At 60.3% G+C, this 21,593-nt stretch carries 20 protein-coding genes, 1 tRNA gene and 1 pseudogene; 7 read left to right on the plus strand and 15 right to left on the minus strand.

The window, feature by feature from the left end; genetic code table 11:
- Window positions 1-25 precede the first annotated feature (25 nt).
- Window positions 26-358: a DUF3817 domain-containing protein gene (locus MAMT_RS09645; RefSeq protein ID WP_142660821.1), complete on the plus strand. Its 333-nt coding sequence runs from the start codon at window positions 26-28 to the stop codon at window positions 356-358.
- Entirely contained in the window at window positions 355-777 is a 423-nt protein-coding gene (locus MAMT_RS09650; RefSeq protein WP_142660822.1) for a CopD family protein, read from the plus strand. Before MAMT_RS09645 ends, MAMT_RS09650 begins: the two co-directional genes overlap by 4 nt.
- A 56-nt stretch (window positions 778-833) precedes the next feature.
- On the opposite strand, the gene MAMT_RS09655 is transcribed toward MAMT_RS09650, so the two are convergent.
- Window positions 834-1,370 carry an RDD family protein gene (locus MAMT_RS09655; protein ID WP_142660823.1) on the minus strand — a complete coding sequence of 179 codons (537 nt, stop codon included), beginning with the start codon at window positions 1,368-1,370 and terminating at the stop codon, window positions 834-836.
- 157 nt (window positions 1,371-1,527) lie between these two features.
- Here MAMT_RS09655 and MAMT_RS11840 point away from each other — a divergent pair.
- Window positions 1,528-1,791 (plus strand): annotated as a pseudogene (locus MAMT_RS11840) (HigA family addiction module antitoxin); the annotation flags it as partial.
- A gap of 2 nt (window positions 1,792-1,793) precedes the next feature.
- On the opposite strand, the gene MAMT_RS09665 reads toward MAMT_RS11840, so the two are convergent.
- The 13 genes from MAMT_RS09665 to MAMT_RS09725 all read right to left on the minus strand — a co-directional run bounded on the left by MAMT_RS09665 (window position 1,794) and on the right by MAMT_RS09725 (window position 13,459).
- Window positions 1,794-1,884: transfer RNA gene (locus MAMT_RS09665), tRNA-Ser, on the minus strand.
- Window positions 1,885-1,953: 69 nt separating this feature from the next.
- A complete protein-coding gene (locus tag MAMT_RS09670) occupies window positions 1,954-2,316 on the minus strand; it encodes an SH3 domain-containing protein (RefSeq protein ID WP_142660824.1) in 363 nt (120 codons plus the stop codon).
- The gene (locus tag MAMT_RS09675) at window positions 2,313-3,686 is read right to left on the minus strand and encodes a 3-isopropylmalate dehydratase large subunit (protein ID WP_142660825.1); all 1,374 of its coding nucleotides are present in this window, start codon (window positions 3,684-3,686) and stop codon (window positions 2,313-2,315) included. Before MAMT_RS09675 ends, MAMT_RS09670 begins: the two co-directional genes overlap by 4 nt.
- Window positions 3,687-3,739: 53 nt before the next feature.
- Window positions 3,740-4,804 carry a threonine synthase gene (gene thrC / locus MAMT_RS09680; RefSeq protein ID WP_142660826.1) on the minus strand — a complete coding sequence of 355 codons (1,065 nt, stop codon included), beginning with the start codon at window positions 4,802-4,804 and terminating at the stop codon, window positions 3,740-3,742.
- On the minus strand, window positions 4,801-6,120 hold the full coding sequence (locus MAMT_RS09685; protein ID WP_142660827.1) for a homoserine dehydrogenase: 1,320 nt from the start codon (window positions 6,118-6,120) through the stop codon (window positions 4,801-4,803). The genes thrC and MAMT_RS09685 overlap by 4 nt, the downstream gene beginning before the upstream one ends.
- On the minus strand, window positions 6,117-7,181 hold the full coding sequence (lpxD, locus tag MAMT_RS09690) for a UDP-3-O-(3-hydroxymyristoyl)glucosamine N-acyltransferase (RefSeq protein WP_142660828.1): 1,065 nt from the start codon (window positions 7,179-7,181) through the stop codon (window positions 6,117-6,119). Before lpxD ends, MAMT_RS09685 begins: the two co-directional genes overlap by 4 nt.
- 12 nt (window positions 7,182-7,193) lie before the next feature.
- Window positions 7,194-7,790 (minus strand): OmpH/Skp family outer membrane protein, encoded by a 597-nt coding sequence (locus MAMT_RS09695; RefSeq protein WP_142660829.1) that lies wholly within the window; start codon window positions 7,788-7,790, stop codon window positions 7,194-7,196.
- Window positions 7,791-7,809: 19 nt separating this feature from the next.
- A complete protein-coding gene (gene bamA / locus MAMT_RS09700) occupies window positions 7,810-10,119 on the minus strand; it encodes an outer membrane protein assembly factor BamA (RefSeq protein ID WP_246186637.1) in 2,310 nt (769 codons plus the stop codon).
- A gap of 520 nt (window positions 10,120-10,639) precedes the next feature.
- Window positions 10,640-11,218 carry a 50S ribosomal protein L9 gene (rplI, locus tag MAMT_RS09705; RefSeq protein WP_142660831.1) on the minus strand — a complete coding sequence of 193 codons (579 nt, stop codon included), beginning with the start codon at window positions 11,216-11,218 and terminating at the stop codon, window positions 10,640-10,642.
- A gap of 114 nt (window positions 11,219-11,332) precedes the next feature.
- Complete coding sequence (gene ssb, locus MAMT_RS09710; protein WP_142660832.1) at window positions 11,333-11,776, minus strand: single-stranded DNA-binding protein; 444 nt, start codon at window positions 11,774-11,776, stop codon at window positions 11,333-11,335.
- A 15-nt stretch (window positions 11,777-11,791) separates the two neighbouring features.
- Entirely contained in the window at window positions 11,792-12,109 is a 318-nt protein-coding gene (locus MAMT_RS09715) for a 30S ribosomal protein S6 (protein WP_142660833.1), read from the minus strand.
- 39 nt (window positions 12,110-12,148) lie between these two features.
- Window positions 12,149-12,703 (minus strand): aminoacyl-tRNA hydrolase, encoded by a 555-nt coding sequence (pth, locus tag MAMT_RS09720; RefSeq protein WP_142660834.1) that lies wholly within the window; start codon window positions 12,701-12,703, stop codon window positions 12,149-12,151.
- Between the two features lie 102 nt (window positions 12,704-12,805).
- Window positions 12,806-13,459 carry a 50S ribosomal protein L25 gene (locus MAMT_RS09725; protein WP_142660835.1) on the minus strand — a complete coding sequence of 218 codons (654 nt, stop codon included), beginning with the start codon at window positions 13,457-13,459 and terminating at the stop codon, window positions 12,806-12,808.
- Window positions 13,460-13,630: 171 nt separating this feature from the next.
- On the opposite strand from MAMT_RS09725, the gene MAMT_RS09730 reads away from it, so the two are divergent.
- The 3 genes from MAMT_RS09730 to MAMT_RS09740 all read left to right on the plus strand — a co-directional run bounded on the left by MAMT_RS09730 (window position 13,631) and on the right by MAMT_RS09740 (window position 18,055).
- A complete protein-coding gene (locus MAMT_RS09730; RefSeq protein ID WP_142660836.1) occupies window positions 13,631-16,327 on the plus strand; it encodes an ATP-binding protein in 2,697 nt (898 codons plus the stop codon).
- 5 nt (window positions 16,328-16,332) lie between these two features.
- Window positions 16,333-17,040 carry a response regulator gene (locus tag MAMT_RS09735; protein ID WP_142660837.1) on the plus strand — a complete coding sequence of 236 codons (708 nt, stop codon included), beginning with the start codon at window positions 16,333-16,335 and terminating at the stop codon, window positions 17,038-17,040.
- A 109-nt stretch (window positions 17,041-17,149) separates the two neighbouring features.
- A complete protein-coding gene (locus tag MAMT_RS09740) occupies window positions 17,150-18,055 on the plus strand; it encodes a helix-turn-helix transcriptional regulator (protein ID WP_178087065.1) in 906 nt (301 codons plus the stop codon).
- Between the two features lie 11 nt (window positions 18,056-18,066).
- Here MAMT_RS09740 and MAMT_RS09745 read toward each other — a convergent pair whose 3' ends face one another.
- On the minus strand, window positions 18,067-18,807 hold the full coding sequence (locus MAMT_RS09745; RefSeq protein WP_142660839.1) for a pyridoxine 5'-phosphate synthase: 741 nt from the start codon (window positions 18,805-18,807) through the stop codon (window positions 18,067-18,069).
- Window positions 18,808-18,826: 19 nt separating this feature from the next.
- On the opposite strand from MAMT_RS09745, the gene glnD reads away from it, so the two are divergent.
- Window positions 18,827-21,592 carry a [protein-PII] uridylyltransferase gene (gene glnD, locus MAMT_RS09750; protein ID WP_246186638.1) on the plus strand — a complete coding sequence of 922 codons (2,766 nt, stop codon included), beginning with the start codon at window positions 18,827-18,829 and terminating at the stop codon, window positions 21,590-21,592.
- The last annotated feature ends 1 nt before the right edge of the window (window position 21,593 follow it).

Here is a 21,593-nt window from a genome sequence, read left to right on the forward strand (position 1 = left end):
TGCGAAATGGTGCAAGGGGGTTGCCATGCTTGAGCGCGCGCAGATCCGGCGGCTGCGCATCGCTTCGCTGCTCGAGGGGTTCTCCTTGCTTTTGCTCCTTTTCGTGGCGGTTCCCGCCAAGCATCTCTTCGGGCATCCCCTGGGTGTCCAGGTGATCGGCCCCGTGCACGGGTTTTTCTTTGTCTTGTTCCTCTGGAGCTTGCTGGTAGCCTCCTCGGCCGGCGGCTGGCCCCGTGGCGAGGTTGTGCGCCTCCTCCTTGGCAGCATCCTCCCGTTCGGGGCATTTGTGAACGCCGGCCTCCTCAGAAGGAAGGAAGAGGCTTCTGGCCTAAGCGCCGAGACGGAGGCGGAAAGTTGACCTATCTCTGGCTCAAAGCGCTGCACACCGCCGCCGTTCTGGTCTGGGTCGGTGGTCTCTTCACGCAGTCCATCCTGCTCGCGGCCCTGGTGCGGAGCGGCATGGAGCCATCTTCCCGTTCACTCATCGCTTCGGTGCGCCAGTGGGATAGCCGCGTGACCATGCCCGCGATGCTTCTGGTCTGGGCGCTCGGAATCGCGCTGGGCGTCCTGAGCGGAAGTTTCAGCAAGAGCTGGCTCTCGGCCAAGCTCGTTTTCGTGGTCATTCTTTCCGGACTCAACGGCATGCAGGCCGGAATGCTCCGCCGGTATTCGTCCCGTCCCGATTCCCGGATTCCCGGTTTTGTGCGCTGGTTCCCCGGGCTGATCGCCTTGTCGGTCCTGGCGATTGCGATTCTGGTGACGGTGAAGCCCGGATAGCCGAGCTTTCATTCACCTGCGAGGCGGGCTAAGCGAGCTGGGAAGCCCATCCCCTTTTACCCTCGAAACGTGGGAGGAGGGTACTCGCGCGGGACGACTTGGGTCCCGGAGATTCGATCGACGAATCGGTAGTAGAGCCAGAAAGCCGCCGGCATGCTCAGCGCCAGGAGAATCCAATGCACCATCGAGGGAATCTTGGTCCCCGAGAGGGCGAGCGGCCAGAGCGCGAGGATCGCCCCTGCGATTCGGCAGGCGTGGCGGCGGGTGGCACCCGCGAGAGTCACAGGTTCGCCTTCGGCGGTATAGACGCGGAGGTTGAACCAGAGCTTGCCTTGCGTGGCGCCATGCGCGCTGCGCTCCAGCAAGGCGAAGTAGCACCAGGGGCCGAGGAGGAAGGACAGCGGCAAGGCGATCGTCCGATAGGTAGGAATCGCCGCATGATGGCTCGCCAGATAATAGGATGCGGCGAATCCTGCAATCTGGAAGAGCACGAGAGCCGAGAAGTAGGCGCCAAAGGTATCGATTAGGTCCGCAGTGAGTCTCCGTCGCCAGTAATACCGAACCATATCGCCCCGCGGGCCTGCGCTTTCCATTTCCAAGAATTCTATCCGCTACCGGCTCTTCTTTCCAGAATGGAGTTTCGATTTATCATAGCTCAAGGAAGGAAAGGGCGCTCGGCCCGTGGAGGAGGACTTGAATGATAAGGCCGCTGACGGCGGCAGGTATCGTCTTGCTGCCGATGGGATGGCGAGTGTGGCGAGGCGGATGGGAGTCCGGCGCAAGCACGTGAACGAATTGTGCGGCAACCGCAGGAATGTGACGGCAGCGACCGCGCTGATCCTGGCTCGCGTTTTCGGCAACAGCTCCGATTTCTGGCTTAACGTGCAGCGTCGCGGCGATCTCTAGGAGGGGCTGAACACTCCGAGGGAGCGCGAACGAGTCGAGCGCGCCCGCCCGTTGAAACGCGCAGGCTCGACGATCAGAAGCCAGCCACTTGCCCGCTCAGGGACTTGAACTGGCGGACAGGGAGGGATTCGAACCCTCGGGCCGCTTGTGACGGCCACACGCTTTCCAGGCGTGCCCAATCAACCGCTCTGGCACCTGTCCTCGGGATGGAATTGAGAGAACTGCCGTCTTTGGCCGATGACAAGAAGATTTTGATGCACCCGAGGCCGCTCAGAACATCCCAGGGCTGGCCATCGAGGAACCGCCATAGGCCCCCATCCCTGCCTGCTCCGGCCCATGTTCAAGGTCGGAGAGTCGGACAAAGCCGCGTATTCCCCGAGTCGTCTCGACGCGGGCATAGTTCCCCGCCGATTGGAGAACCTTCACTCGGGTTCCCTTCTCGAGGTAGGTGTCGGGCGCTTCCTGCCCAGGACCTTGGGAATAAAGAGGTGCATCGATCTTGGTGACCAGGTCGTAGCCGCCTGTCACGGTTGCGCAGCCCGAAAGGCCCAGGAAAAGGAGGCAGGCGAAGGTCGTTACCCATGTGGGAAGGGCGGCAAGGGGTGAAAAGAGGCGAGCGATGGAAGAGATCACGAAGGGAGAAACTCCCGTGGATCGGTAATCCGTCCCGTCAGGGCGGAAGCGGCAACGGTGTAGGGGGATGCCAGGTAAACCTTGGATTCCTTGTGACCCATGCGGCCGGGAAAGTTCCGGTTGGTCGCCGAAATGCAAATCATGGGTCGGTCGAGCCGGCCGAAGGTGTCCATGGGTCCGCCCAGGCAGGCGGCGCAAGAGGCGTTCTCCGTGAGACGCACCCCGGCGGAACTCAGAATCTCCCAGACGCTCTTCCCGGCGATTTGCCGGCGATGGAGTTCGGAAGCGACGAGTGGGGTGGCTGGGACGGCAAAGGTCTCCACGGCAACCTGCTTCCCGTTGAGGACTTGGGCAAAAGCCAGAAAATCGGAGAGCTTTCCTCCTGTGCATGAGCCGAGATAGGCTCGGTCGATGCGCACCGAGGAGAGTCGCTGCGCCAGTTCCCGGTTGCCGGGATTGGGGGGTTGGGCGACGGTCGGCTCGAGAACGCAAAGGTCAATGGTCTGCTCCGCGAGAACGGGCGCGTCGGGATCCGGCTCCACCGGCTCGAACTGCGCATGGGTTCCATTGCGCCGACAGCTTTCCTGAACGAAAGCCAGGGTCTTTTCGTCGGCGGGAAAGACGCCGTTTTTTCCGCCCGCTTCAATGGCCATGTTCGCGATGGTCATCCGGTCTTCCAAGGAGAGGCTGGCAATGCCTGCGCCGGTAAACTCCATGGCGCAATAGGTTGCCCCGTCGAATCCGATCCGTCCGATGATCTCGAGGATGACATCTTTGGCCATGACTCCCTTGGGGAGCTCACCCTCCAAGCGGAATCGAAGGGTAGGGGGTACCTTGAGGAGCAATTTCCCCGTTCCCAGGACAAAACCCGCGTCGGTGTTGCCGATGCCCGTGGCGAAAAGGTTGAAGGCTCCGGCGGTGCAGGTGTGGCTATCGGTGCCGAGAAAAATTTCGCCGGGCCGAACATGGCCGCGCTCGGGGGCCGCGGCATGACAGACTCCTCCGTAGCGGTCGCCGTATTGGCGGGCGAGCGGACCTCGAGAGGAGTCGAATTGCCAGTGGCCGTCCGCATCGTCGATCACGTCGTAGAAGTAGGGTAACTGCTGGGCGCGGGCGAAGTCGCGGAGCAGATCGACGTTGCGGTTGGATTGAGAATCGGAGGTGAAAATGTAGTGATCGGGGATGATCACCACCTTGCGAGGATCCCAGACGCGGGCCGATTTGCCGAATTCCCGCTGGAAGACGCCGATGGTTCCTGGGCCGCAGATGTCGTGAGTGAGCAGCAGATCGACGTTTACCCAGACGTTGTCTCCAGGAGAAACGGTTTTTTTTCCGCTTGCCCGGGCAAGAAGTTGTTCAGTGAGTGTCATGACCAGGAGGGGATACTCTACCCGTTCTCCCTACTTCCTGTCAAAGATGCTGTTCACTCCTCTACGGCTCGCTGGAGCTCCGCCAGAACGGGGGCAATCGAGATGGGTTGTGGCGCGGCCACTTGGGTGGAGATATCCGGATCTTTGAGTCCGTGCCCGGTCAAGGTGATCACGACGCGACTGCCGGGAGGGATTCGTCCTCGGGCGACCTCCTGGCGAAGCCCGGCCACACCCGCCGCGGAGGCGGGCTCGACAAAGATCCCTTCGCGTCTAGCAAGGAATTGATAGGCATCGAGGATCGCCTCATCGGTAACCGAGCCGATCCATCCGCCCGACTCGCTGGCCGCGCAAACGGCTCCCTTCCAACTCGCGGGATTGCCGATGCGAATGGCGGAGGCGACGGTCTGTGGGTTGGAAATGATCCGTCCCTCCACGATCGGAGCGGCCCCCGCCGCCTCAAAGCCGACCATGCGCGGAAGCCGGGAAATTTTGCCCGCTTGCGCGTATTCGCGGTAGCCCTTCCAATAGGCGGTGATGTTGCCCGCGTTGCCCACGGGTAGGAAGTGGAAGTCAGGTGCGTCGCCGAGGACATCGGAGACTTCGAATGCGGCTGTTTTTTGCCCTTCGATCCGGAACGGGTTGACGGAGTTGACAAGCTCGATCTCCGGCCGCTCCAGCACCAGCTCTTGCGCCATCCGCATCGCGTTGTCGAATGGGCCGGCGATCGAAACGATCCTGGCGCCGTGCATTGCGGCTTGCGCCAGCTTTCCGCGAGCGATGCTCCCTTCGGGAAGGAGGACGATGCACCGGAGACCGGACCGAGCCGCATAGGCCGCTGCCGAAGCCGCCGTGTTGCCGGTGCTCGCACAGAGGCAGATGCCGGCTTTCCGCGCCAGCGCCCGGGCGAATGCCACGACCATGCCTCGATCCTTAAAGGAGCCGGTCGGGTTGAGACCCTCGTACTTAAAGAAAATGTCGAGGTTTCCCGGCAGGGTCTCATGCAGCGCCACCGAGGGGATGAGCGGGGTATTGCCTTCCAATAAAGTGATGGACGGAGCGTCATCCGAGAGCGGCAGCCGGTCCCGATAGGCTGCAATGATACCTGACCACGGCTTCATGAGCTCCATCCCTCTTCTCCCTCGAGATCTTCCACACGTAAAAGGATAGCCGGTCTTTTGACGGTGGGAAGCGTTTCAATGATTCGGCAGGCCTCTTGGACGTCGGCTTCCTGCGACTGATGGAGCAGAACGATGAGCGGGACGGTCTGGCCGCGGTGGCCTTCCGGCTGGATGACCGACGAAATGCTGATGTTCCGGGCGGAGAAGATGCGCGCAATTTCCGCCAGGACGCCGGGCCGATCTTCTACCAGAAAGCGGACGTAGTATCGGGAGAGGATCTTCGCCATCGGCCGCAAGGTAAGCGCGGTCTGCCGACCGGAGGAGGGTGGAAGTTCCCGCGAGACGGCTTTTCCCCGGGCCAGGAAGGCAAGATCGGCTAAGACCGCGCTGGAAGTCGGATCCCCGCCCGCTCCCCGACCATAGAAAAGAGTCTCGCCCACGACATCCCCTCGGACGGCGACGGCGTTGAAGACCCCGCGGACCGAACTCAAGAGATGGCCTTTCCGGAGGAGGGTAGGGTGAACGCGTACCTCGATCTCTCCCCTCTTCGGATGGCTTCGGAGGATTGCCAAGAGCTTCAGCCGGTATCCGAGCTCTTGGGCGAAATGGAGGTCGAGGGGATCGACGTTCTGGATGCCTTCGGTATGAACTTCGCATAGAGCCGGCCAGAAGCCGTAGGCGAGAGCGGAGAGAATCACGGCTTTATGCGCGGTGTCGTGACCGGCGACATCGAGGGTTTCGTCGGCCTCCGCATAGCCGAGCTCTTTGGCTTCCCGGAGGGCTTCTTGAAAGGAGAGCGCGCGGGAGGTCATCGCGGAGAGCAGATAGTTGCAGGTTCCGTTGATGATGCCGTGGAGGGAGAGGATCTCGTTGGCGATCAATCCTTCTCTCAACGCCAGAAGCAGGGGGATCCCACCGGCGACGCTGGCTTCGAAGAGAAGGCGCTTGCCGCGTTCGGCGGCGAATGCCGTCAGCTCCCTCCCTTGTTCGGCCAAAAGCGCCTTGTTCGCGGTGACCACGTCTTTCCCATGGGAAAGACTTTCCCGAATGAGATCGGCCGCAACGTCGGTCCCGCCGATGAGCTCGACCACCACGTCCAAGGAGGGGTCGCGCGCCAACTCCCTCCAGTCGTCGACCAGCTGCGCCTCGGGAACATCCGCTTGCCGGGCGCGGGCGCGATTCTTTTCTGCAACCTTTTCAATACGAAGGATCTTTCCGCAACGCGGCGTTAAAAGATTCTCTTGGGTTCGGAGATTTTTCCAGACGCTCGCCCCGACGGTCCCCAGTCCTACTAGGCCGATCCGTAGCGCGCTCATGGTTGGCCGGATCGGGGCGCACGCGATTCGGGGCTATCGGCCGGACGCTCGTTCCGCTCCTCGAGCTTGCGGAGGCGTCGCCAGAGATCGGGAAGCTGAAGATAAAGGGCTTCCAGCCGAAGGGTTTCGTTCGCGGGCCTTCCGTGGCGCCCGGAGAGCACCGCCCCGGCGGGAACGTCTTTGGTGATTCCCGATTGCGCGGTGACGATGGCTCCATCGCCGATATGGAGATGGCCCGCCAAGCCGACTTGGCCGGCCAGCGTGACATGCGAGCCCAGGGTTGTGCTGCCGGAAATTCCCGTTTGGGCGACGACCAGGCAGTGAGGACCGAGAATGACGTTGTGGGCGATCTGTACAAGATTGTCGATCTTGCAGCCTTCCTGGATCCAGGTTTTGCCAAACCGTCCTCGATCGATCGTGGCGTTGGCTCCGATCTCCACCTCGTCGTCGATCTGGACCGTTCCGGTTTGCGGAATTTTCCGATGCCGGCCGTCGATGAATTCGTAGCCGAACCCGTCGGAGCCGATCACCGCACCGGAATGGAGGATCACCCGATTGCCGATCGTGCATCGCTCCCGGACGACGACACGAGGAGAGAGGAAGCAGTCTTCTCCCAGGACCGTTTCGGCACCGATAAAAGAGCCGGCGCCAATGACGCTGCCCCTGCCGACGCGCGCTCCCGCCTCCACGATTGCCTGAGGGCCGACGTGTACTCCCTCCTGGAGAGCGGCCTCGGAAGAAACCACGGCTGTGGGATGGATGCCGGGCGAATAGAGAATCGGCCGAGGAGCGAAGAGAGCAGCCACTTGGGAAAAAGCCAGGGACGGCGAATCGACGCGAACGAGGGCGCAGGGAAATTCTCCGGAAAGCTCGCGATTCACCAGGAGAGCCGATGCCTTGGTCCGGCGCGCGGCCTTTTCGTAGCGGGGATTCGCGTAGAAGGAGATCTCTCCCGCTCCCGCGGATTCCAGGTCGGCGACTCCTCGAATAACGAGTTTTCCTTCCCCGTGAACCTCGCCGTTAATCAGATCGGCCAGTTCTCCCAGCAGGAAAGACGCCACTCGCAGCCTCGGTCATGGATTGGCGGAGGCCGCCTTGGGTGCCGCTCCCTTGGTCGCATTGATCGCGCGAACCACTTCCTCGGTGATGTCGGGAAGGTCCTGTGTATACAGGAGGATGGGCGTACCGGTCATGCTTCGGCCGGTCTTATCGATCACCATGGTGTACTTGCCTTTGGCTCCTGCTTCGAGGACAAACTTGGTGATCTCGTCGATGAGGCCTTGGCGCATGCGCTGCGAACGCTCTTCGAGCTCGCGGCCTCGGGTCGACCGGAACTCCTGGATCGCACGCTGCAGGTTCTGTACCTCTTGGACCTTGGTCTGAAAGGCCTTCAACCTTTCCTGGCGCGCTCCTTCGGAAAGAGTCTTGTCCTGGGCGCCGTCTTGAAGCTTCTGCGCCTCTTCCGCAAGCTTCCGGTAATCGTTGGTTCTTTCCTGGTCTTCTTTCTTGAACGTGGCGACCCGGGCTTGGAGTTCCGCCTCCGCGTCCTTGGTCTTGTAGTACTCGCTAAACGCCTTTTGGAAGTCGAAGGTGGCGATTTTGAGTTGTTGCGCACCGGCGAGCGATGCGGAAAGAAAGAGAGCCGATAATAAGAGCAATCCTGATTTCATGTCGCGTTCTGCAAGGTAGTTAAAAGGAGTAACCAACGTCAAAGTAAAATCGTCCCGTCCGGTTGAGCCAGGACGTGGTGATGTAGGGAATGCCGTAGTCGAGGCGCAGCGGTCCGATCGGCAGGTAGAGGCGCAGGCCGATTCCGGCGTCGGCGACGATCTGGATTCCTTCGCCGGCCGTCGTGAACGGGACGTTGACCGAAGGATTGGGGCCGATCAGCGAACCAGCGTTGAAGCCGATGTCGGTGAAAGTCGCCAACCGAACGCGGTCGACCAGGGGAAACGTGAGCTCGAGGTTGGTGAAGGCCATCGTCTGACCGCCGGTCGGGAAATCCTCCGGAAGGTAGTTGGGGCCGACCAGCGCATAATCAAACCCGCGAAGGCTCCGAGGGCCGCCGAGGAAGTAGCTGTCGTAAAGCGGGACGAAGCTGCTGCTGCCGTAGTTCTGCACAAAGCCGGCGTTGAGATGCGACCAGAAAATGATGTCCCACGGAAGGTTCTCATAATGCGAGACGTTGATCTGCATCTTGTAGATGTCGGTTTGTCCCAGGAGAGGTCCTCCGGCTCCCAGGATGTTGAAGTCGACCAGGGTTCCATGCCGGGTGATCGTCACGCTGTCCCTGCCGTCGTAGATGAGGTCGAGCGAAACGTCGCTCTGGGTGCGCGAACCGTGATTTTCGGCATAGACGCTGACCTGCTCGATCTGGGGCAGCATGCCCCAGAGGGTGTAGTCCGTCAGGTCGTAGCGGGTCGTGAGCATCAGCCATTGGTTCAGTCGCTTCGCCGCCCGCAGGTCGAAGCCCATGTTGGTCATGTTGAAGCCCTGGTAGTATTGCATGTAGCTGTACTGGTTGAAGAAGAGGTCTGCGCCGACGGCGATCGGCTTGTCCATGAACCAGGGCTCGGTAAACGACATGAGAAAGGTTTCCATGAAGATACCCAGCTGCGCGCGGACTCGGAACTTCTGTCCGGCTCCCGTGAAGGAAGGCGGATTGGCGATGTCAAAATTGCCCTGGTTGACCTCGACGAACCCCATAAGGCTTTCAATCGTGCTGTAGCCGAGCCCGAAACTGAGATTGCCGGTATGCTTTTCCTGGAGGTTGATCACCATGTTCTTCCGGTTGGGCACATTGGTGTCTTGCGGGTTGATCTCCACCTTCTCGAAATATCCTAGGTTTTCGAGCCTCTTGCGGCTCGCATCGACCTTGACGCTGTTGTAGACATCGCCCGGCTGAACCGCGAGCTCGCGCCGAATGATCTTATCCTTGGTGACCGTGTTACCCTGGATGACGATCTTATCCACATACGCCTGGCTCCCCTCGGCAATCTTGAAGAGCAGGTCGATCTTCCCGTTTTCCACATTGGGCAGACGCTCCGGCCGGATCTCCGTGTCGATGTATCCGCGCTGACCGTAATAGTCGCGCAGGTCCTTGAGGTCATCGTCGAGCCCTTTCGGAGAAAAGACGGAGCCTTCCGTCATCTTGATCGAAGAGAGAATGTCCGCATTGGAGTAGACCTGATTTCCGGAGAGTTGAATCGTGCCGACGTGATATTGAACCCCTTCGTGGATGGCGATGGTGATGGTGGTCTGGTCCTTGGTGGGATGCTCGATCTTGATGTCTCGGATGCTCATGTCGATGTAGCCGTGATTCTGGTAGAATTCCTTAAGCTTCCGTAAATCTTCCTGAAACTGCTCCTCTTTCATCAGCCCGGATTTATTGAAAAAGGAGAGGAGATTTTTTTTCTTGGTCTTGAACTGTTTCTGCAGCTCCTTGGCGGGAAAGCTGGTGTTACCCGTGAAGTTCATCAAGGTGATGAACCGCTTTTCCCCTTCCGTGATCAGCACGGTGACGACAGCGCGACCGAACTCCTCGTTTACGTCGATCTTGTAGTTGACTTGTGCGTCGCCGAATCCGTGATTCTGGTAGTATTCCTTGATCTTTTCCGCGTCGGCGGAAATCTGGAATTCGCTCAAGGGATCACCGACCTTGGCTTTCATCTGGTGCTTGATCGTCTCGGTCTTCACCCCTTCTCCTCCCTTGATCACGATCTCCTTGATCAACGGTTTAGGCTGAACGACGACGAGCACCTTGACACCGTCTCCCATCGGTTCGCTCGTAATGCGCAAGTTGGTGAAGAGGCCGGTTGCGTACAGGTTGCGCACATCTTCTTCCACGGTGGTCGCGACATAGGGCTGCCCGACCGTGGTATGCATGTTGGAGAGGATCATGCTCCGGTTGACCGACTTGGGTCCCACGTAGACGACTTCGATCTCTTTCACGGACGGTCCGGTCGCCTGCGCACCCGATGCGCTCGGCGGAGCGATCATTTTCTTCGGTCGCTCTTTTGGAGCCGGCGGGGCAACGGGAGGCTGCTCTTCAGCGGGTGGGACCGGCTGAGCGACCGGCGGAGAGGGTTCTTCGGCAGGCGGAGGAGGCGGAGTGAGTCGGGGAGCAGTCGGAACGACGGGCTCAGTGGACTGGGGCTCGGAGAGCGTCGGAGTAGCTGCCGGGCTTTCTCCCGGCGGAGAGAGGGTTGACGTCGGAGGTTGGTCCAAAAGCGCCGGGGGATTTTGAGGAAGGTTTTCTAGCGGAAGCAGGGATTGGCTGCCCGCGGGTGCTCCCCCTTGGGAAGCCGCAGGAGTCGTCTCGCCGCCATCCGAGGAAGAGGCCGCTGGATGAGCTTCCTGGCCCCAAGAGCAAAACGTAAAAATAAGGACCAGGGAAGCAAACAGGGATGACCCACCGCGTAGCCACCGAGGCGGGAGCTCTCTTGTTCGCTTCACGCGCTCGTGCCGTTTGGCCGGAGGGAATCCTCTTCCTCGTCTCCTTTTTCCCAGGCATTAGGGATTACACGGAGGTGTCGGAGGAGGAAGCCTCTGCCTCCGATGCGGCGGAATGCTTGGTTTTCTTCGAAGCCGGCCTTTTGCGCGCCTCACCCTTTGTCTTCGTCTCCTTCCCTTTGGCTTTTTCTGCGGGAGGAACGAGCTCGACATGCAACTGGGCGGTCACATAGGGATGAATGTCTACCTCAAGGCTGTAGATCCGCAGTTCTTTGAGCGGCCGATCCATGTGGATCTTCTTCCGATCGATCTCGAGCCCTTCCTCCTTCAGGCGATCGGCGACGTTCTGGGCCGTGACGGCGCCGAAGACCTTCTCTTGCTCCTCGGAGCCCGAGGCCAGAGTGAAGAGCAGTTTGAGCTTTTGCAAGCGGGAGGCGAGCTCCTGGGCGGTCTGGAACTCGGCCGCCTCTCTCTCAGCGCGCCGCTTGCGCAAGAGTTCGATATGGCGCTTGCTCGCCATGGTCGCAACGGTCGCCATCCGCTTGGGCAGTAAAAAGTTGCGGGCATAGCCGCTTTTTACCTTCACCAAGTCCCCTTCCGCTCCCAACTTGTCGATTTTCGTGTGCAGAAGCACTTCTACCAGCATTGCTTGTTTCTCCCTTGATTGATTCTCAGATTGGTCTTCGCGGCGGCCGTCTATTCTCTTTTCCCGAAGATCGTTTTTCGAGCGGTCCCAGAAGCGTGGTGAAAAAAGCCGGGTTTAAAAAGGAACTTCGTCCGTCCCGCCGCCGCTCCCCTCGGTGGGAACGGAGGGTTCTCCGCCCTCACGATGTCGTCCCTGTTCTTCTCCGGACGGAGGGTTCTCCGCCGACCTGCCCCGGGCCAGAAATTGAATTCGTTCCGCACGGACGCGGAGTCGGCTTCTCTTCTCTCCCTCTCGGGTTTCCCACTGCTCGAATTGGAGCCTGCCTTCGACGAAGATCGGTGACCCACGGTGGAGAAACTCCTTGGAGGTTTCCGCCTGACGTCCCCAGGCAACGATGTCGACGAAGCAGGTCTCTTCTTTCACCTGTCCGTCTTGCCCTCGGACGGAAGTATTGACGGCCACGGAGAGATCGCCGACTGCGGTCCCCTTGGGGGTATAGCGCACCTCTGGATCCCGGGTCAAATTGCCGATCAGAAAGACGCGATTGAGGTCAGCCACGGAAGGATCCTCAGTTTACGCCGGGGAGCCTGCCGGCTCGGGCGCATGCTTTTTCCGAAGGTAGAATTGTCGAAGCAGGAAGGGATGGGCCTTCTGCCCTTCCGCGAGCGCCACGATGCGGCTCGGCTCCAACGAAAAGATCAAGTTGACGTAGTAGCCCGAGTCGATTCGTTCAGCCACTCGCTCGAAGCGTCGTCGGTCCATTTTCTGGCAGCCGAGCAACTCTCCCCCTTCGGCCTGAATCGTCGACTCGAGTTCCTCGATGGCCTCCTTCACGTTTTCATCCTTCCCCTGAACATTTAAGATGTACAATCCGTCGTAAATTGCTTTCATGGTCGATCTATCGTCTATCTGCGAAGACGTTCTGGTTGATTATGCGTTGAACCGGTTCATCGCTACCGCAATGCCGAACTCCTGACAACATTCAAATGCATCGGCAGCCCGCTCGATCATGGCTTTGAGAGCGGGTAATTCGTCGTCGCGGAAACGGGCGAGGACAAAATCCGCCAAGGCGACTCCCCGGGGCAAAGGACCAATGCCGCACCGGAGCCTTCCGAAAGCGTCCGTACCGATCGCGGAAGCAATGGAAAGCAGCCCCCGGTGGCCTCCGGGCGATCCCTCTGGACGCAGGCGAAGCTTGTCGAGCGGGAGGGCGATGTCGTCGACGATCACAAGGATATCCTCGGGTTTTTTTCTTAACCTTTGTAAGAACTTACGCACGACCATCCCACTTTCGTTCATATAAGAGAGCGGAAAGATGAAGAGCGCTTGCTTGCTTTCCGCAACGTAGGCCGGCCCCCAACGCTCCGGACGCCAGGAGAGCTTCTGGCGCCGGGCGACGGTTTCCAAGACCATCCGGCCGACGTTGTGTCGCGTGCCGCCGTACTCTGGTCCGGGGTTGCCCAATCCGAAGATCAGGGAAAACACCTTCTCGCGTTCTCGGTTGAGCGACGAGCCTGAGGACGGACCAGCGGCTTTGTCATAAGCCTTCGGCTCGGGCCTCCGCGGTTCCCGTCCTCTTGGATGAGGCTATTCCTTGGATTCCTCTTCGGCTTCCTTTCGCGCTCGCACCAGTTCGGGCTCTTTGGCTTCCTGCACCGTTGGAGTCTCTTCGGTTTGCGGAGCGGTAATCGTGAAGAGCACTTGATCTTTCGGATTGAGAACTTCGACCCCGGCCGGAGGGGCGACGTCGCCGACATGGATCGACTCCCCAACGCCGAGCGCCTCGACGTCGACCAGGATTGACTCGGGAAGATCGTGCGGCAAGCAGCTAATGCGCAGATGGCGGAGCGGAACCTGAAGCAACCCTCCGCCGGTACGAACCCCGACCGGGTCCCCAACCGGGTGCACTTCGACTTCCGTATGGATCTTCTCGTCGGCGGAAAGCTCGTGAAGATCAACATGCAAGATGCGATCGGTCAGAGGATGCTGCTGAACGGCTTGTAAAAAAGCGAGTTTCTGCTGGGAGGGCTCTGTGCCCTCGACAAGGAGATCGATCAAAACCTTTTCGGTTTCTCTCCCCTGGAAAGCCTCTACGAACTCCATGGCACCGATCTCCAGTGCCAGATGGCCTTTTCTGCCGTAGAGCACCGCGGGAATTCTTCCTTCCGCCCGTAGACGGCGCACTCGGTGTCTTCCTACTGCCGAGCGCTGTTGAGCCTTGAGCGATACTGTACGCGCCATACCTGAACCTCCGAATCGGTTGGAAAAAGGAGCGATTAACACAAAGACCTAGGCTGTGCACGACAATTCTCCTTTTTTCCGCTCGCGATGGAGGCTCCGGCGCGAGGCGGAGGAGCGCCGCTCCTCGTTTTGTTGGAAGGGGGCAGGGGGGGATGCTACTCTTCTCCGCGCATGCCCGCTCAGTCAGACGAGCGTCCGAATCCGGACTCCCTATTGGCCGTCATCTCGAAGGAAGAGGCGGAGAAGCGCCGGGGGAATCTCAAAATCTTCTTGGGAATGTGCCCAGGGGTCGGAAAGACCTTCACGATGCTTCAGGCCGCCCGCGTGGAACAGGCGAATGGGCGCGATGTCGTGATTGGCTACGTCGAAACTCACGGACGCAAGGAGACGGAAGCCTTGGTCGAGGGGCTTGCGAAAATTCCCAGGCGCTTGGTGGAGTATCGAGGGCTTCGGTTGGAGGAGATGGATCTCGATGCGCTTCTCGAACGCCGGCCGCATCTGGCCGTCGTCGACGAACTGGCGCACAGCAACGCTCCCGGCAGCCGCCATCCGAAGCGCTACCAGGATGTCGAAGAGTTGCTGGAGGCGGGAATCGATGTCTTTACGACGCTCAATGTGCAGCACATCGAGAGCCGAACGGACACCGTCCAACAGATCACCGGCGCTCCCGTGCAAGAGACCGTGCCGGATCGGTTCGTCGATCTGGCGGAAATCGAGGTGATCGACCTCTCGGCGGAGGATCTGCTCAAGCGGCTTTCGGAGGGAAAGGTCTATATTCCGGACCGGGCGCGGGCCGCCGCGCTCCATTTTTTCCGGGAAGGAAACCTGCGGGCTCTGCGCGAGATCGTCCTGCGGCTGGCGGCCGAAAAGGCGGGCAAGGATGTGCACGAGTACATGCAGCTCATGCATGTCTTGGGACCATGGAAGACCGGTCATCGACTGATGGTTGCCGTGAGTGCAAGCCCATTTTCCGAGCCGCTGATCCGGTGGACCCGGCGGCTGGCCGACAGCCTGGGCTGCCCCTGGGTCGCTGCTTACGTGGAATCGATTCATCCGCTCTCCACCGAGGAAGAAGCGCGACTGGGGCATCACCTCGATCTGGTTCGCCGTCTGGGAGGGGAGGTCGCCACGGCGACCGACGACGACCTAGTGTGCGGGCTCGTTCGGGTCGCCCGGCAGCATAATGTGACCCAGATCGTTTTCGGTAAACCCGGAGGCAGGGGTCTCCTCAACAGGCTTCGAAGCCATTCCTTACTCGACCGCCTGGCTCGAGAGAGTGGGGAGATTGATCTCCATATCGTTCGAGTGGAGGGAGAAGCGAAGCCTGCGCGCTCCCCGAATCGATGGCATCTGGTAGAGTCTCCCGGCTCCTCGTACGGAGTGACCGCCGCCGTCGTCTTCGGCTTGAGCTTTCTCAATCTCGCCCTTCACCATTGGCTCGGCAGCCGGTCGATCGGGCTGATCTACTTGCTCGCAATCGTCCTCTTGGCGCTCTTCGTCGGAAGGGGGCCGGTCCTCTTTGCGGCCTTCTTGAGCGCGGTGCTCTGGGATTTCTTCTTCCTCTCTCCGCGTTTCACCCTGGGCGTATTCGGGTTCGACAACGGGATCATGGTGGGCACCTACCTGGTGGTTGCTCTGGTTCTCGGGCAGTTCATTGCCCGCGCCCGAGCGCAGGAAAAGGCCGAACGGCGGCGGGAGCAGAGGGTGACCGCCCTGTATCTCCTCACGCAGGAACTCTCGTCGGCGACGGTTATGGATGACATTGTCTCCCGGGTCGTGGAGCATGTCGGCAGGACGTTTCATGCGGAGGTCGCTTTCTTTTTGGCGAATCCGATGGAGAAGGGGCTCTATTCGGTGCCGCACTGGGCGAGCAGCTTTCGGGTGAGCGAACGCGAGGTGGCTGTCGCCAGATGGGCGTTCGAAAACGTGCGGCCCTCGGGCCGATTCACCGACAATCTCCCCCTTTCGCAAGGACACTACATCCCGTTGGTCAGCTCGGGCAACGCGGTCGGGGTGCTGGGAGTGCGATTTTTGGAAGAAAAGACCCTTACCTTCGATCAGAAGACGCTCTTGCAGGCTTGCGCCAATCAGATCGCGCTGGTGGTGGATCGCCAAAATCTCTGCGAAGTGGCCGAGCATTCCCGGCTGGCAGCCGAGTCGGAGCGTCTGAGTCAAACCCTTCTCAATTCGATCTCACACGAGATGCGCACGCCACTGGCGGTCATCACGGCAGCGGTCTCGAGCCTCCCGGCGGAATCCCGCAGGAAACTCGGCTCGGAGGAGGTCTACTTGGAGGAGATCGCTTCGGCTTCGACTCGAATGAACCGGCTGGTCGAAAATCTGCTGGATATGGCTCGGCTTAGCTCCGGCCATTTCAAGCTCAAAAAAGAGTGGTGCGATGGAAAGGACCTGGTGAATGCGACGCTTCGCGACACCGAGAAAGAGCTGAAAGGGCGTGAAGTCGAAGTCCGCGTTTCGAGCGATCTTCCACTGGTTCGCATCGATTTCCCACTCGTGCAGCAGGCGCTCACGAATCTCTTGCTCAATGCCGCCATGCATACGCCGCCGGCCACTCCCGTGGCGTTGACGGTCGAGGAGGACCGATCCCGGCAAGAGATGGTCGTCCGCGTCTCCGACCGTGGACCGGGGCTCGGACCCGATGGCGGGAGCCATCTTTTCGATAAGTTCTACCGTGGGAGTGGAGCTCCTCCGGGAGGAACGGGATTGGGTCTTTCGATCGTCAAAGGAGTGGTCGAGGCTCACGGCGGGCGGGTCGAAGCGGCGAATCGGCCGGGAGGAGGGGCGGTGTTTTCCCTCTTCTTTCCCCTGGAGCGCGTTCCGGAAGCGGCGGCATCGACAAAAGGATAGTCAAAATGGAGAGTGAGACCGGCGGAGAGCATCCGCCTCGGCTCGTCGTGATCGACGATGAACCGCAAATCCGGCGCTTGCTGCAACTAGCCCTGGAGGGTCATGGCTATCCCGTGGTGGAGGCGGTGAACGGCCGGGATGGAGTCTTGGCTGTCGCACAAAATCGGCCGGATGCGGTCGTGCTGGATCTCTTGTTGCCGGATATGAGCGGAGTGGAAGTGATCCGGCGCATCCGCGAATGGAGCGAGGTCCCGATCCTTGTGCTCTCGGCACTCGGCCAGGAAAAGGAGAAGGTGAGCGCCCTGGACGCAGGCGCGGACGATTATCTGACCAAGCCGTTCGGCATCGAGGAGCTGCTCGCGCGAATCCGCGTGATGCTGCGCCGGGCCCTTCGTCCCGCGGAGAGCCCCCTTTTCCGCAGCGGCGCTCTGGAGGTCGACCTGAGCGCCCGACGCCTCTGGATAAAGGGAGAGGAGCTTCATCTGACCGGGACGGAGTATGCTCTGCTGCGTCTTTTCGTCCGCCACGCCGGTAAGGTGCTCACGCATCGCCAGATCCTCCAGGAGGTCTGGGGGCCGAAGTCGGTCGAGCAGACCCACTACCTGCGCGTCTACATCGGCCGGTTGCGCGATAAGATCGAAGTCGAGCCGGCGCGGCCGCTTCTCCTGCTGACCGAGCCCGGGGTCGGATATCGTCTCGCTCTCTTGGATTAGTCGCCCTTTCTCGCAAGCTTTCTCCTGCGGCCAGGTACAGAATCGGGTTGCCCCTGGGACGCGTTGGTGGCAGTTTTTCTCCCGAATGTCTACCGCCCGAGAGAGGCCGATGGAAGCCGACGTCTGGGAGCCGGTCGGTGGCTGGAGACAGCTCGAAGGAGACATCTTCACTCTTGGCTGGAGCGTCGAAGCTCTTGAGTTTTCCGCAGCGGAAGCGGTCGATTGGGCGCGAAGCTTTCATCCGGACAGTTTGGAAATTTGCGTCAATTTTGCCGGACATGGACTCGTGCGGGCCGGGAAGCAGAGCCTGATGTTTCTCCCGGGATTCTTCGGCTTTTACGCGATACGCCGAGAGGGGTTGGAGGCAACCCGCTCGGGTGGGGAGTCGAATCGGTTTCTGACTTTTGAGTGGTCTCGCTCTCGTTTGGCGAAGGAACTCGAAGGGTTGGAAGACAATCTGCCGGCGACGGTTCGGAAATGGCTTGCCGGAAGAAGCTCAGCTCCCCTGATCGGCGAAGTTCGTCCATTCCCGGAGTATTGGGGCCACGCCTGGAATCACTGGGTGGCTCCGGACGTGCCCGGTCGAGCGCGCTCTCTCTGGTTCTGGGGTCGTGCTCTTGAGCTTGCGGGAGTGATCCTCTTCGAAGAATCCCCGCGGAAAGCGGAGCGGCGGCTCCATTGGAACGCGCGGCGATGGGCGGAGCGAGCCGAGGAATATCTCCGGGCGCATCTTGCGGAACCGCTCTGCTTGAAGGCTCTCTCCCGCGAGGTCGGCTGCAGTCCCTTTTATCTCAGCCGCATCTTTTCGGAGCAAGTAGGAGAGACTCTGCCCGCCTATCTGCGCCGGCTCCGCATGGAAAAGGCCGCGGAGCTGCTTCGGAAGGGGGACCACAATGTCACCGAAGCAGCCATGGCCGTCGGATACTCGAGCTTGAGCCATTTCAGCAAGGCCTTTTGCCGGGTCATGGGCTGCTGTCCATGCGTCTATCCCAATCCGGCACGGCTGGCCCGTTGACGCGGGGGAGGTTATTCTCCCGTCGCCAGAGAAACCATTTCTCGGACTGCTTTCTCCCATCCAACCCAGAGAGCGCGACAGACGATGGAATGGCCGATGTTGAGCGTGCGCACGTGGGGAATACGCGCGACATAGCGGCGCACATTCCGGTAGGTGAGTCCATGCCCCGCATGAACCTCCAAACCCAGGGAGTGCGCCAGCTCGGCGGCAGCCGCCTGCTTCGCCAACTCGACCTCCTCGGCTTCCGGACGGGTTGCATTCGCGTAACCGCCCGTATGGAGCTCGATACAGTCGACCCCCGCCGTTCTGGCCGCGCGCACTTGGGATTCGTCAGGATCGATGAACGCCGTGACGAGGATTCCGGAGGAGCGGAGTTGGGCGATCCCTTGGGAAAACCGTTCCTCGTGGCCGAGAAGATTCAGCCCTCCTTCGGTGGTCACTTCCTCCCGTCGCTCGGGAACGAGGCAGACCTCATCGGGATGGAGTTCGCAGGCGAAGGCGATCATCTCGGGAAGGACGGCCATCTCTAAGTTGAAACGGCGTACGACGCTCCGAATCCGGTGGATGTCTTCCGGCTGGATGTGGCGCTTGTCTTCTCGAAGGTGGGCGGTGATGAGGGAAGCGCCCGCGTCTTCCGAAAGCCGTGCGGCTTCCAGTGGATCGGGCTCCGCGAACGGAGAAAACGGATTCGCCCGATACCGGGCTTGTCGCAAGGTCGCTACGTGATCGATATTTACACCCAAACTAGCCATGGAGAGTCTTTGAATACCCATGGGAAGCGCTGACAAGGAAATTCTGACGGATCCGGTGGCGCCGTTCCTGAAGCCATTGGAGAAAGCTCTCCGAGAGGCGGAGCGGGAGGCGGTCGCGGGGGAGAAGCGGATTGCGGATCGCGCCATCTTCTACCGGAAGTTCCTCCAGAAGGAGTTGCATGCGCTACGCATGGAACATTCTCTCGGAAAAGGGGGGAGGACCAGAGCGCGCGGACAAGCGGCGTTGCTGACAGCTCTTCTGCGGCACATCTGGGGATCCACCATGGAGCGGACATTTCGTTCGGCGCAGGACGCTCCTCCCCTCTTGCTGGCGGCCGTGGGCGGCTTTGGAAGGGGCGAGCTTTGTCCTTACAGCGATGTCGATATCCTTTTCCTCTCCGGACCTTGCTCCCACGAAGAAGAAGAGCGGGTCGCAGAGGTGGTCCAGGAGGTGCTCTATACTTTATGGGATATCGGTCTTCAGGTAGGGCACTCGACGCGGCAGGTCGAAGAAATCGTCGACTACGCCAATCGCGACCTTTTGACCAAGACCGCCCTGCTGGAGGCTCGTCTCATTTCCGGGCCGCAAGCACTCTGGAAGAATTTCCAGGCGTTCTTCGAGCAGGGATGCCTCCGAGGCAGAGAAGACGAGTACGTCGAATGGCGTATGGAGGATCAGAGGGAGCGCCATGCCAAGTACGGAGGTACGGTTCTCGTTCAGGAACCGCATATCAAGAATGGATGCGGCAGCTTGCGCGATTACCAGAACCTTTTTTGGGTTCTTCGCGTGCGGGAGGGAATCAGGACGACCGATTCTTTGATCAAAAGCGGGCGTCTGCAGGCGAGGGAAGGGAAACGCCTGGACGAAGCTTACGATTTCCTGCTCCGCGTTCGCGCGGAGATGCACTATGTCGAAAAGAGACGCAGCGACCTCTTGACACTCGGATTGCAGGCGAAGGTCGCGAGCTCTCTCCGTTATCCCGGACCGAACCTGTTGCGACGAATCGAGGAATGCATGCGCGACTATTACCGGCATGCGCGTGTCATCTACCAACTCTCCAACCTGGTTTTCGAGAGCCTTGCCAAGAGAAAAAGCAGAGTTCCCTCGGAAAGCGGGGGCGGCGTCCAGGAAATCGAGGAATTTCCTCTGGTCGACGGCAAGCTCGAGTCTCCCCCGCGACGCTGGCTGCGGGAGAACCCGCTGGGCCTCGTCAAGGCCTTCGTGCTGTCCGAGCGACATGGCGTCGAAATCGGTCCGGGCCTTGCGATGGAGATCGCCCGGGAGCTGCCTCTTCTGCGAGGTCCCCTCTTGCAGAGAAAAGAGGTGCGAGAAATGCTGCTCTCCCTTCTCTCGAGCAAGGGAAGGGTCGGGCGGGTTCTGCGACCGATGCACGAGCTTGGGCTTCTTGGCCGACTCGTTCCGGAGTTTGCTCCTTTGACCTGCCTGGTGCAGCATGAGTTTTACCATCGCTATACGGCCGACGAGCATACCTTGCTCTGCTTGGAGATGCTGGATCGGATTTGGGTGGATCCGAATCCTCCCTTTTCCGCCTACCGCTCGCTCCTCGAAAATGTGGAGCGTCCCCATCTCCTCGCGCTCGCGATTCTCCTGCACGATACCGGGCGAGTGATGAACCGGCGGCACCATGCCGAGGAGAGCGCGACCAACACCGTGCGGGTCGCCAAGCGCCTCCGGCTTCCTCCACGGGAGCTTGCTACGGTGGTTTTTCTAGTGAGCAACCATCTCCTCATGTGGGAAACGGCTCTTCGGCGGGATCTCGAGGAGAAGGAGACGGTCGAAGAGTTCTGTCGCCTGGTTCAAACGCAGGAACGGCTCGATCTTCTCATGATTTTGACTTTCGTCGATGGAGAGGGCACTGCGGGTTCGGACTCCTGGTCGAGCTGGAAGGAACTCCTTCTCTGGCGGCTCTATCGCGCGGCAAGCGCCCATTTCGGCCGCTCTTTCTCAGGAGAGGGAGAGTGGAAGCGATCCAAGGAAGAGTTGGCAGTGCGGATGAAGGAGCGGCTCCAAGCGGAGGTCTCGGTGGAGGAGATCGACGCCCACTTCGAGAATCTCCCGGCAGGCTATTTCCTTCGTTGTCCGGAGGAGCAGATTTGGCGACATCTCCTGGCGGTCCACGCTTTTTTGTACCAGCAGGTGGTTACCGTGGAACCGAGCCTCTGTCCGGTGATCGACTGGATCGATGTATCGGAACAGGGTTACTCCAAGGTGATCGTGGTGACCTGGGATCGCGCACGAGTCTTTGCGCGCATCTGCGGGAGCTTCGCCGCGCTGGGGATCTCGATCTTGAGCGCCGACGTCTACTCGCGCAGCGATGGAATCGCGATCGACACTTTCTGTGTCTGTCTGCCGGAAGGGCCCGCGGCTGATGCGGATCAATATCTGCCGCCCTTTTCTCGGCTCCTTGCGCAGGCCTTTTCGGTCGAAGAATTCGATTTTTCCCCTCTGGTCGAGAAGCAGATCGAGCGCCTGCCCGAGTGGATGCGGCAGGCGGAGTTCCCCACGCGGATCCATTTCGATACCACCAGCAGTCGCTGGTGTACGATTCTGGACCTGGAGACACCCGACCGGCCCGGCCTACTTTACCGGATCGCTTCCGCTTTCGCCGCCGGCGGAATCGACGTGGTGTCTGCTCGAATCGTAACCGAGAAGGGCGCCGCTCTGGACACTTTCTACTTGAGGAAAACGGGCGGTGGAAAACTCGAGGACGACAAGGACATCGAGAGGTTGACTCGGCGGCTCCGCAGAGCCATGGGCATGTGAA

Source organism: Methylacidimicrobium tartarophylax (assembly GCF_902143375.2).
Classification (GTDB): Bacteria; Verrucomicrobiota; Verrucomicrobiia; order Methylacidiphilales; family Methylacidiphilaceae; genus Methylacidimicrobium; species Methylacidimicrobium tartarophylax.